General features: G+C 40.2%; 6 protein-coding genes and 1 pseudogene. 4 read left to right on the forward strand and 3 right to left on the reverse strand.

What is annotated here, in order from left to right; translation table 11 throughout:
• Window positions 1-5: 5 nt before the first annotated feature.
• Complete coding sequence (locus tag R7M92_RS17445) at window positions 6-4793, reverse strand: PAS domain S-box protein (RefSeq protein WP_318133876.1); 4788 nt, start codon at window positions 4791-4793, stop codon at window positions 6-8.
• Entirely contained in the window at window positions 4793-5995 is a 1203-nt protein-coding gene (locus R7M92_RS17450; RefSeq protein ID WP_017820452.1) for an EAL domain-containing protein, read from the reverse strand. Before R7M92_RS17450 ends, R7M92_RS17445 begins: the two co-directional genes overlap by 1 nt.
• A 380-nt stretch (window positions 5996-6375) precedes the next feature.
• Between R7M92_RS17450 and R7M92_RS17455 the strand changes: the two genes are divergently transcribed.
• The 3 genes from R7M92_RS17455 (at window position 6376) to R7M92_RS17465 (ending at window position 11117) form a co-directional block, all read left to right on the forward strand.
• A complete protein-coding gene (locus R7M92_RS17455; RefSeq protein WP_213971100.1) occupies window positions 6376-8001 on the forward strand; it encodes a methyl-accepting chemotaxis protein in 1626 nt (541 codons plus the stop codon).
• Between the two features lie 189 nt (window positions 8002-8190).
• Entirely contained in the window at window positions 8191-9591 is a 1401-nt protein-coding gene (gene asnS / locus R7M92_RS17460; RefSeq protein ID WP_017636101.1) for an asparagine--tRNA ligase, read from the forward strand.
• Between the two features lie 674 nt (window positions 9592-10265).
• Window positions 10266-11117: a hypothetical protein gene (locus R7M92_RS17465; protein WP_025541420.1), complete on the forward strand. Its 852-nt coding sequence runs from the start codon at window positions 10266-10268 to the stop codon at window positions 11115-11117.
• Between the two features lie 541 nt (window positions 11118-11658).
• Here R7M92_RS17465 and R7M92_RS17470 read toward each other — a convergent pair.
• Window positions 11659-12255, reverse strand: coding sequence for a tyrosine-type recombinase/integrase (locus tag R7M92_RS17470; RefSeq protein WP_070967984.1), 597 nt, complete (start codon window positions 12253-12255; stop codon window positions 11659-11661).
• A 282-nt stretch (window positions 12256-12537) separates the two neighbouring features.
• Between R7M92_RS17470 and R7M92_RS17475 the strand changes: the two are divergent.
• A pseudogene (locus R7M92_RS17475) lies at window positions 12538-12737 on the forward strand (IS3 family transposase); the annotation flags it as partial.
• Between the last annotated feature and the right edge of the window lie 23 nt (window positions 12738-12760).

Below are 12760 nucleotides of genomic sequence, written 5' to 3' on the forward strand. Positions count from 1 at the left end.
GAACGCTAAATTATATTCTCTTGCATTAACTGGCTCTCAACTTGTTTAATGAGCTGCTTTATCTCTCTCATAAGAGAGTCAACTTTCGTAGCATTGACGTAGTTTTCTTCTAACCTTTTGAATAAAACCCCTAATGACAATACCCCACTTGATGTAGCCGCGCCCTTAGCTCCATGAGCAAGGTTTCTCACTAGTTCAAGGTTAGCCTCTTTAATGGCAACTTCTAGCTTCTCTATGTCTCGAACAATATTATCCCAAAACATTGAGAGCACTGCTTTCTGCATCTCCACATTGTCAGACCCGATAACGGCGGATAGATGATCATAATCGATCAATTTAGAGAAATTAGCCTTCTCAATTGAATTCATATGCGATGTTTCAATCAGCTTTGTATCACTCTTGTTTCTTAATGTTTTTCCCCTTAAGCGTAACGACAGCACTCTATTCAACGTTTTTAACTCCACAGGTTTAGTTATGTAGTCATCCATACCGGCTTCTAAACAATGCTCAGCCTCACCTAACATTGCATTAGCGGTAAGGGCGATAATTAGTGTTCTCCCCTCGCCCCTCATTTCCTCTACTCGCCTTATTTCTGATGTCAACTCAAATCCATCCATCCTTGGCATATGACAATCTGTTAATACTAAGTCATAATCTCCCTCTGACCATCGTTCAAAAGCCTCTTTTCCATCAGAAGCCATATCATAACTGAAACCAAGATGGTCCAGCTGTTGAGATAGAACTAACTGGTTAGTCGGTTGATCTTCAGCACAAAGTATAGTGATGCCACTTTTATCCTTATCATTCGAATCAAACTGACAATTATCTTTACCATAAAGGCACTCAGACCAATCAAAGTCAGGGCTTTCTTTTCCAGATAACACCGCAAGGGCCGTAATAAAATCACTGGGTTTGAAAGGATGTGTACCAATCACATACTTATTAGGTTTAATATAACCTTTAATTGCTGTTGGATTATCTATGACTTCTAAAACACGGCATTTACTATTTTCATCTAATTGGTTTGCTTGGTCACCAATATAAATAATGCTCGACTCACTCTGATTCGTTAATTTTTCAATCTCATCAAAAATATCTGCCACCTTGAGGTCCAAAAGCATTTTTCTGACAATATGAGATAAGTTTTCATCATCGATTTTTAATACAACTTTAAAACTCGATAGTTCATAACTGTAGAGTGCTGGCGACGATTCATTAGGCTCTGCGGGAATGGAGAATGAAAAACAGCTTCCGTAACCAAGCTTGCTTGAAACTTCTATTTGTCCTCCCATAAGCTCAACAAAGGATCTGCTAATACTAAGCCCTAAACCTGTACCTCCAAATTTTCGTGTAGTTGAGCTGTCCGCTTGAACGAAAGGAGTGAAGAGTCGAGACACTTGCTCTGGGCTCATTCCTACTCCGTTATCGTCAACTGAGATTCTTAAACTATTGTTTTGATAACTTACACATAATTTGATAACTCCTTTTTTCTCTTCGCTACTTGTAAATTTGATAGCGTTACCTAACAAATTTAGAAGGACTTGACGAATTCTAACGGTGTCTAGCAGTAGTTCTTGAGGAATTGTATTTTCGAAATAAAGATACAAACTGATACCTTTCTGATGAGCATTAACCCATAAGGCATCTAGGGTTTTTTCAATTAAACTGAGAATATTTACAGTGGTAAGGTCAAGCTCGATTTTTCCTGACTCTATTTTTGAAAAGTCTAATATGTCGTTTATTATCTCTAGCAAAGAAAACGATGAATCACGTATTGTACGAACCATACTGTGCTGATCTGTACTCAGATTTGTTTCTTTAAGTAAATCAACCATACCGATTACACCATTCATAGGCGTACGTATTTCATGACTCATGGTAGCGAGAAAACGAGACTTCGCAGCATTAGCCTGTTTTGCCGATAAGGTTTCACGCTCTAAAGCAGCTTGAGCATCCTTCTCATCAGTGATATCCACGTTAACTCCAAAAACCATCTCATCACCAGATTCTTTGTCGAAGACAACATCTCCAGCCGCTTTTATCCACCGAATTTGATCTGTATCTTGATTAATTATTCTAAACTCAGCGTTGAATACTTCCTTGGTTTCTAGAGATTTAGTAAAGGCATTTGTTGCTTGTTCGTAATCGTCTGGATGTATTGCTCCTTCCCAATCTTTTACTGAAAGCTTAGTGCCTTTTTGGACGCCATAAAGCTCATACATCTTATCGTCCCACTTAAAAACTCCTGATTCCGTGTTCAGCACCCAATTGCTAATTCCTCCTGCATCCGAAGCTAAGCGCATACCCCTTAATAACTCATCTCTAGATCTTTTCGCCGATCGAAGCTCTTTCTCAATTTTCTTCCGATTAGATATATCTTCTATTACTGATATAAAATATTTAGGTTGATTATCATCGTCTAAAACAGCCGATACAGAAACCGTAGCCCAAAATATTCCTTTTTCTTTACTAAGATATCGCTTGTCTATTGAAAAACTACGCTTTTTACCTTCAATTAATAAAGACATCATTGCTCGACTTTTGTTGAGGTCGTCGAGATGAGTAACCTCTTCTACTGACATACAAAGTAATTGCTTTTCACTGTAGCCAAATATGTCACACATTTTATCGTTAACTTCGATGAAACTTCCCTCTAAACTAACACGACAAATTCCTACAGCGGCTTGGCTAAAAGCGGCTCTGTAGATAACTTCTCGTTCACGTAGTTCGTTTTGAAGCATTAATTCTCGTTGCTTTGTATCCTCTTGACTAGTTATATCTTTTATAATCCCAACAAACACTTGAGAGTCATCAACCTTAGTTTCTCCTACAGATATCTCTATTGGAAAAACACGTCCTGACTTATGCAAACCTTTAACTTTTCTTGGAGTTCCAATTAACTTCTTATCACCAGTAAACAAAAACTTACGAATATATTCATCATGTTCATGAGCATAACTGGATGGCATAAGTATAGAAACATTCTCTCCGATTAGTTCTTCTCTAACACGTCCAAATATAAGTTCAGTTGATCGATTAATATCTAATACAATTCCATTTTTGTCGATAACAACGGTGCCATCTAAAGCGGTATCAAATACCGTTCTTAATCGAGTCTCAGACTCTCTAGCTTCTTTTGTTCTAGTTTGTATTTCTCTTTCCAGCTTAATCTTTGTCTCTTCTTCACGTCTTTTTATCTCTGTTATATCAGTAATGATACCAATGAAATGTGTGATTTTATTTTCATCATCAAAAACTGGGTCAATTCTTAAATTATTGTAGAATAATGTTCCATCTTTACGGTAGTTCCGCAAAATAACAGATATAGATGAGTTGTTTTTTAGAGCCTCACGTATCGCCTCCAAACCATCTTGTTCTTTATCGTCACCTTGTAAAAATCGACAGTTTCTACCAAGAACTTCCTCTTTAGAATAACCTGTAAGAATTTCAAAAGCTCTATTTGCAAAAATAATTGGATAATCTTCCCGATTAATATCAGTAACAATTATTCCTGATGCTGTAGAGTCTATTGCTTTACTCTGAATATCTAACAAAAACTTTTGTTCATCCGTTTCTTTCGTCAGCCTTTCTCTTTCGATAACAATTTCTTTTAAATTATTAAGCTCTGCTACCATAACCGCTAGTTCATTTTTACCGTAAATAGCAGGAAGCTCTATATTCTTCTCTCCACTTGCTAATCGCTTAATACTCAGCGCTAAGGCACTTAGCGGACGAGCAATCTGTTTGCCCAAATAGAATGATACTAGTAAAATCAAACCCAAAATTAGTATTGAAAGAAGCAATGTATTTTTAAAAAGGGAGTCAGACTCGTAAAATGCTTCATCAACACCAACACGAATCATTGCAGACCAACCCAGACCAGGATAATCATAAGCACCACTGGTATGTGCGTAACCTGTAACTTGTTGCACTTGTTTTCGAAAATGTCTTGAAATATTAGACCCACTGAGCCCTGCGACCGCCAGTCTTGCTCCCTCGACACCATTATTTGCTAGATTCAAACGACTTAAGACACTAAAATCTCGTGTATATCTTGACTTACTCTGTCCAACAGGATCATAGTCCACGATAATTCTTCCTTGATCATCAAGGATGGTTAGCTCTGCACTTTGCAGCCCTCGGCTTGAAAGTAGCTCATATGTTTCCTCAACTATCTTTTCGACCGCGCTAAAATCGACGACATTTACCCAAAGTCCTATACTTTGACCATTAGCGTTGCGAATAACTGATGCAAAAAGCATATCGAAAGAGTTAGAGTTATTATCAATCAAATATCGATTCGGACCCGTTACATAACTGCTTTCTGGTTGCTCTGGCTCAAGCGTAAGACCATTCATAGCCTCTTGAAACCAGATGCTATCACGTATTTTACTAGGGCTTATATCAAGATCTATGAGTTCCTTTCCAAAAGGATTTTCAGAGTTGCTAGCTAAAACATTTCCATTAGAATCAAATATTATTACTCGTCTATACACCTTATAATTTCTTACAAAATCATTCAGGTTATCTATAACTTTAGGACTGAGAGCGTTTTTGTCTAAATAATTCACTTCAAATTGACCTAAAGAAAGTTTAAAAGCCTGTACATCGTGATATCGTTCAAATAAATTTCTCTCTATTAGTCTAATTAATAAAGTGGCTTCCCTTTCTATATTTGTTAAAGTGGTATCCTGAAGAATATCTTTACCTTTCCATGAAACAAATGTAACCGCACTTAGCATAACCAAACTTAATATAAAAAATAATAAAGGTAACTTAATAGAAAACTTCATTAACGACTCTCACTATTAAAGTTAAATTCATTAATTACATTTATTATTTCACTAGACTTAGTTGGTCTGTAATAAAAATATCCCTGTCCTATTTCACAACCCTTACTAATTAGAAACTCCTCCACCTCAATGCTTTCAATACCTTCTGCAACAACTGACATTCCTAGCGCTTTTCCCATTGCTATACTTTGCTCAACAATCGCAGCAGATTTAATGTTAGTGAGACAGTTAAAAACAAACTCTTTATCTATTTTTATTTCATTAAATGGGATCGTATGTAACTTAGCTATTGATGAGTACCCAGTACCAAAGTCATCGATAGATAACTTAAATTTCATAATTCTCAACCTGAGCATTTGAGTATCGACAATAGTCGGGCTGGAGCTTATTGCTGTTTCAGTTAACTCACAAATAATGTTTTCATGTGGAATACCATACTTATCAACCGTTCTACAGAGCCAATTGGGAAAGTCATTATTTTCTAAAACTTTCCCTGATATATTAAACGCATATGTTAGATCACAAAAAGAGTCATAGTTTTCTGATATTTCTTTCAAGGCCTTATCAATAACATTCTTCGTAAGATCAAGTATGATAGAAGGAGACCTTTCTGCTGTGGGAATAAAACTATCCGGTGGGATCAATGAACCTTGGTCATCACTAATTCGTGCTAAAATTTCTACACCTTTCATCTTTCTTGACGCCAGATCTACTTGAGGTTGAAAGTAAGCCTCAATTTTCTGTGCTTCTAGGTATTTAACTAGTTCATCTTCAGGCAGTTCGAAAAGTTGTGTTTCTGTACGTTTAAGAGTGGGTAACGCTTCAATTCCCTCTATGATATTTTGAACCACTTTAAACGTTATAGGTTTTTCTACACACCCTATAATGTTCAAGTCATAAAAGCGCGCTAAGTTAGATGTAGATGCTAAGATTTCTTGTTCTTCACTACTAATGATTATGACAGCACCTGGAAACTTCATGGTACCTAAAAACATCAGCACCTCGAAGCCATCCTCTACTGGCATATTCAAGTCACAAAAAATTACGTCGAATTCGTCAAACGCCACAAGCTCCTTTGCTTTCTTGCCATTTTCAGCTTCTAAAACTTTCTTTATACCTAAGTTATTCAAACAGATCGTTAATGTTTTCCTGACCACTGGTTGATCGTCAACTACGAGTATCTTATATTCTGAAGTCTTCACGCTATCCTCCCCTTCAGAAAGATGTGAGCCACTAACTACAAGTACTTCACTTCTATCAATTTTCAGTGTAGATGCGAGCAACGGTTTATGCCAAAATTACGCGTGATTACATGTGCTGCTCTCAAAAATGACGTATGTTTTGGTTCAACTTTACTAAATACAAACGCAACAAAACGTGGAGGGCTCTCAGCGCAAGTAATCAAAACTTTTGTCTCGGCGTCGTATTTTTGTCACGCGCCAAACATTTGATTACACAGCACTCACATCACAATTACATATCCCCAACATGTGTGGGGTCACAATCATTCATTTCGTTGTTCGCAGTGCGCATTTGTGCACATTAATATTGTGCAGTTCGTTCCAATTACACTTATAAATTTATGCGCTCAACTATCACTTTTAAGCTCTTACTGGCGTTAATTGCTGTCTTCAGCTGCGTTCTAGCTGCCTCTACGGCTTACCAATACCATCAACAAAAAACCTTAATCAATGATGTTCTTAGTGAACAACTCCATGATAAGGCTAGTAATTATTTCGATAGCCTAAATATGATGATGCTTACAGGCACCATGTCGCAAAAAGAAACCTTACGTCAAAAGGCCCTGGCCCAAGAAGGCATTGAAGCAGTTCGCGTGCTGCGAGCTGATACTGTGACCAAACTTTACGGACCTGGGCAACAAAACCAGCAGCCTGTCGATGATATTGATCAACGAGCGTTGAATGGTGAACTGGTGATTGAACCAATCTCAGCCGATTGGGGCAAAGGGTTAGTAGTCGCACTACCAATGAAATCGAGCGAAAATTACCGTGGCACCAACTGCGTTTCTTGCCACGTTGCACCAGCAGGAGAAGTGTTGGGCGCGATTCGCTTGGAATACAACATGAATCATGTCAATTCAATGATCAGTAAACAGGCAATGTTTGCGATGGGAATAATGGCCGTAATCGCATTTGTGGGCTTCATCATAACGATGAGTTTGATTCAGAAAATCATTGTACGACCAATTCAAAGAACGTCGAAATTCATGTCGAATGTGAGCCATAGCAAAGATCTATCTCAACGACTTATGCATCACCAACAGGATGAAGTGGGCCAACTTTCTACTGCAATCAATTCATTCATGGATACGGTCTCCGAAAGCTTAGAACGTGTGCAAGACACCTCTCACTCACTTGCCGACTCCGCGAGTAAACTAACTGCTGTCGCGCAGTCCACAGATAAAGCGGCCAATAACCAACAGCTAGAGACCAACGAAGTACAAAGTAATATCACCGATATGTTGCAGCAACAAACTGCGGTTGAGGACTCGACTAACAACGCTACTGTTTTGGTCAATCACACCGTTGATGTCGCCACTCATAGTGCAAGCCAAGCACACAATGTAAGTGAAGACATCAAACAACTAGTGAGTAACATTGATACTGTACGGGAAAAAATCAGCTCTCTAAACCAAAGAACCGAAGAAGTGTCGTCCATTCTTGTGGTTATTAAAGGTATTGCAGAACAAACCAATCTGCTCGCGTTGAATGCTGCTATTGAAGCCGCCCGAGCCGGAGAGCAAGGACGCGGTTTTGCGGTCGTCGCGGAAGAAGTGCGTAACCTGGCTTCTAGGACGGCTGAGGCCACTGGTAATATTGAACATATCATTTCTCAATTCCAGCAAGGAAGTGAAGAGTCATTAACTTCTGTTGATACCGTCTGCCAGTTTGCTCATCAACGCTCTGTCGATGTCGAGGCACTATCAGCCACAATGCATAACGTTGTTGACGAAATGCGCCAAGTGCTCAGACATGCAGAAGATATCCAAAACCAGACGCAAACCACATCTGATGTAAGTCAGCATATTCAATCTAAAATAGATGTGATCACACTGCATGCTAACGACACATCGCAATCAGCATCACACACGCGTGATATTAGTGTTGATTTAGAGCATCTATCCGAACGTTTAGAGCAATTACTAAACCAATTCACACTTTCAGAGCACCAAAGAGTGAATAAATAGAGAGATTCTCCCCATCAAAACGAATATAAAGGTTGATGCGAGCGAATTGACAGGTAATATGTCTCGTTGAATCTGTAAAATGCTACCCAACTCAGCGCTTAGCTTGTTTTTTGAACAAAAATGTTATTAGACAAGTACTTTAAGTAAGCGTTGAGTTGAATTTTTACCTCAATGGAGAATATTGAAAACATGACTTACGCGCCTGTATCAGACGTATTGAAAGGTCAGCTAGCAGTAGACAGCGAAGTGACTGTTCGTGGCTGGATCCGTTCACGTCGTGATTCCAAAGCTGGAATCTCTTTCCTTGCCATATATGACGGCTCTTGTTTCGACCCGATTCAGGCCGTGGTCCCAAATAATCTTAATAATTACGAAGACGAAGTATTAAAGCTAACGACTGGCTGCTCTGTTGAAGTAACTGGTAAGATTGTTGAATCTCCTGCAAAGGGTCAAGACTTCGAACTTGCTGCCACTGACGTTAAAGTGGTTGGTTGGGTTGAAGATGCTGAAACTTACCCAATGGCAAAAACTCGTCACTCAATCGAGTACCTACGTGAAGTTGCGCACCTACGTCCGCGCACAAACGTAATCGGTGCAGTAGCACGTGTACGTAACTGCCTATCTCAAGCAATCCATCGCTTCTACCACGAGCAAGGTTACTTCTGGGTATCTGCGCCGTTGATCACGGCTTCAGATGCTGAAGGCGCTGGTGAAATGTTCCGTGTATCTACGCTAGACATGGAAAACCTTCCTCGCACTGACGCTGGTAAAGTGGACTACAACGAAGACTTCTTCGGTAAAGAGACGTTCCTAACCGTATCTGGTCAGCTAAACGCAGAAGCTTACGCTTGTGCGCTAAGCAAAGTTTACACTTTCGGCCCTACTTTCCGTGCTGAAAACTCAAATACAAGCCGCCACCTAGCAGAGTTCTGGATGGTTGAGCCTGAAGTTGCGTTCGCAGAACTGGATGATGTAGCGAAACTGGCTGAAGACATGCTCAAGTACGTGTTTAAAGCAGTGCTTGCAGAGTGTCGCGATGACCTTGAGTTCTTCGCTCAACGCATCGACAAAGAAGCAATCACTCGTCTAGAGCAGTTCGTTTCTTCTGACTTCGCGCAGGTTGACTACACTGACGCAATCCAGATCCTTCTTGATTCAGGTCGTGAGTTCGAATTCCCAGTTGAATGGGGTATCGATATGTCTTCTGAGCACGAGCGTTTCCTTGCTGAAGAACACTTCAAAGCACCTGTAATCGTTAAGAACTACCCGAAAGACATCAAAGCATTCTACATGCGTGCTAACGATGACGGTAAAACAGTTGCAGCGATGGACGTTCTAGCACCGGGCATCGGCGAAATCATCGGTGGTTCTCAGCGTGAAGAGCGCCTAGACATTCTAGATGCACGTATGCGTGAAGTGGGTATCGATCCTGAACATATGAGCTGGTACCGCGACCTACGTAAATACGGTACAGTGCCACACGCAGGCTTCGGTCTAGGCTTCGAGCGCCTAGTATCTTACGTAACTGGTATGGGCAACGTTCGTGACGTGATCCCATTCCCACGTACTCCTCGCTCTGCGAACTTCTAATCACTTTTTAGTGATATTGAATTAAAAAGACCTCCACATGGGAGTATACAGTAAAAAATATGTCTATTTGCGTGTGAGTGAGTGACAACCCTTTACTGGCAATGCTTCTTTTGGGTCTATAAAGCGTACATACTATGTATAATGGTGTGTACGCTTTTTTATCCCTGAAGGCTTAGCAAGGCGATGGTCTCACTACGTGAAGACCATCACCCTGCCAAAAGGGTATTTATGGGAATGATGGTAAAGTAAAATAATAAAGCCACTCCTGACGCTCGCACAGCTCACTACTGGCTAGGCATTTATGATTTTTCTTGACCATCCGCTGAAACACGTTTCTGGACATAAATAAGTTACGGTTTTGCTAAATTAGAAAGGCTTAAATTAGCTCAAGTATGGCAGTCAAATTTAGATGATTGTCCAGTATTATTGATGTCGACCGCTTAACGCAGTATGCAAACTGCTAGTTCAGAGCACTCCATTTATTGGCTCCTATGATAGAACACTACCAATCCACCTTTGCTCTCTGCAATAAACTCAAGATTGGCTCACTTCTCAGTTTTTAACAAAATTCTTTTTGAGTGACGCATATTTCTGTCAAACAAGCGGATTATCTTGTAGGTTAATAAATGAGCACTTGTGAATTTAATATACGTATAAAATACAGGTAACACTGGATGAACTACAATGATAGAAAAGAGCTTGTAGGCGTGTTCGCACTAAAGTGTAAGTCGGCAAAAAGAAAGGAATTACATACCAAAGAGAAGGAAGTTGTATATGGAAGGACCAAGAATGTTCTGACGAACATGAAACTACTATTAAATATAGGGGGAAGCTTTGTCTTCTCCCCTCTTTTATTAGCAGAAGAGCTTTCGGGTACTGCACCCTCTTCGCTAGGAATAGTTCTAGATGGGCGAATAATAGCAGCCGTAATAGTCGTTTTGGGAACGGCGGTTATAACACCTATAATCAAACACATTTATACCGAACGGAGAAAGAGGAAGTCATTTCTCCTCTACTTTGAAGCTGTTATCCGAGACGCTTTAGCAACGTATGGTGATCAAGTTGATTGGTCGGAAGCCAAAAAGGGCACAGCAGATCTGGATACTCAAGACTGGGCAAAGAGGCTACATCGTGCAGATGTAGCTATACCTCAGCTTTTACTAGGTATGCATGAGGGCTTTGTCAGTGCAAGTCCTGGAAGCTATCCTATCGTTCAAAGCGCGGGAATCACGCCAAAAAGCTTAGAGCATGACATGATCGTCTGGTCACTCAATGAACAGGAAGTGAGACTCATTTCTGCTTTTCTAATTAACCAAAAACAAGCCCAGCTAAGTATTCAAAATCTTTATGACGGTCCATTATATGATCTCATTGGGTCTGAAAGCGAAGAAAAGCAAATGCGGTGGAGACGTGCTGGGCTATGTCTTGTCGATGACCTAGCGAAAATGTACATTGCTGCTGTTCATGCGAGCACATACCTAAAAAAGAATGGCTATAACTGCGACCCTGAAAATAAACGTTGTTAATAGAGTGGGGTAGCAAATTTGGCAGCATTATAAAGATAAAGCTCTAGACATGAAGAAAAAGTAGGCCAAATTATGGAGTTTAAATTCAAGTATCAACTTGCCCTTGCACACTTTGGGGGAGAAGTAAGCTTTCCACATACGGTTCTTAACTTTAAACTAACTTTGTGAGCCTCGGGTATCCCTGCTTTTTCTTGGAGTTACTATTTACTGTCTGGCCAGAAGTAATTGTATCGGATTGAACTTGGCTTAGTTTCAAAGCAGACCACCGAGGACATACGATAAGTCTAGGTGCTTTTCCTCCTATATACTTTGGTGATAAACACCCGACGCTGCACACAGAATGTGTTCCCTTTTCGATTTGAATGACAACCTCCTGTAGCTGTCTACAAAGCCATAGGCATTGCCTGTAGCTTTGTCGTATCTGGAACTAAAAACTGGTGAAACAAGCTTACGCACAAATCAATCTATTGATAGTTTATCCACTAAACACGTTTAGGGGCAAAGGCTTTTCAGAAGAAAAGCCTTTAGTCGCGACGGCATGTCAGCAGTCTGTTTTTTCAGACAACCTCAGAGCGTCTTCTAGCTCAACTCCAAGGTATCGAATTGTGTTATCTAGCTTCGAATGTCCAAGTAAAATCTGTACGGCCCTGATGTTTTTCGTTCTGGCATATATCAACGTGGCTTTGGTTCGGCGCATGGAATGAGTGCCGTAATAGTCAGCATTCAATCCCAGTTTTACAGCCCAGTTCCTGATAATTGAACGATAGAATGAGTAGCTGATAGGTTGCCCAAAGCGTCGGCTACTCGGGAATAGAAAGCTGCTTGCCTCTAGGGATGCTGCAAAAATCCATCGGCTAATACTTTGCTGTGTTCTGGGAGTAATCTCATAGTGGACATCGGTGCCAGTTTTTTGCTGGATGCACTGAACCCTTTCATAGATAACCCCTTGCGAAGAAACATCGTAAACGTGTAGCTTTAGTAAATCACTCGCTCTTAACTTGCTATCTATAGCTAGGTTCAGTAATGCGAGCTGCATCAGATCATTTTCAATCTCCAGCCTAGTTCTGATCCGCCAGATCTCTTCAAGCTTAAATGGCCTTTTGATGCCACTGCATTTTCCAGAAGATAACTTTCTCATGATGACCTCCTCTCAGTGTTTTGGTCAACATGAAGTTTGGCAGTCAAATTTAGTAGGGTTTAGGAAGATCTGAAACGTCGGTGGACAGATTTGTGTCAGCCCAAATAAAATGACACAAAATGGTGAGGATTTCTTAATAGTTGTGAGGGAGCTTGGGAAGTTAAGCTAACGATCATTAGGCTAACGATCATTAGCTTAACCGCATGGAGGAATATTTTATGTAATCCCTTGACGAGCTTACCACTTTCTAATCAAACAAATGATTTTTGGCTAAAGTGCTCGGTCGACAATTTTTTTATTGAGCAATTATGGCGAAGTCTGAAATATGAGGAGATTTACTAAAATCTAACAGCACACCCCGCGAAGTAGAGCTTGAAATCGTGCACTACATGATGTTTTATAATGAGGAGCGTAATTATCAGGGACTCAACGGTCTCCCATCTGAAGAAATCTACTTTAGCAAACAGAGATATGCCGCATGAGCCGGATTAACCACCAAAGGTAT

Source organism: Vibrio sp. Vb2880, from assembly GCF_033337975.1.
Lineage (GTDB): Bacteria > Pseudomonadota > Gammaproteobacteria > Enterobacterales > Vibrionaceae > Vibrio > Vibrio alginolyticus.

Excerpts from the sequence above, each read along its gene's own strand:
- R7M92_RS17445 (WP_318133876.1), bottom strand. The coding sequence starts at position 4,793 with ATGAAGTTTTCTATTAAGTTACCTTTATTATTTTTTATATTAAGTTTG.
- R7M92_RS17455 (WP_213971100.1), top strand. The coding sequence starts at position 6,376 with ATGCGCTCAACTATCACTTTTAAGCTCTTACTGGCGTTAATTGCTGTC.
- asnS (WP_017636101.1), top strand. The coding sequence starts at position 8,191 with ATGACTTACGCGCCTGTATCAGACGTATTGAAAGGTCAGCTAGCAGTA.
- R7M92_RS17465 (WP_025541420.1), top strand. The coding sequence starts at position 10,266 with ATGAACTACAATGATAGAAAAGAGCTTGTAGGCGTGTTCGCACTAAAG.
- R7M92_RS17470 (WP_070967984.1), bottom strand. The coding sequence starts at position 12,255 with ATGAGAAAGTTATCTTCTGGAAAATGCAGTGGCATCAAAAGGCCATTT.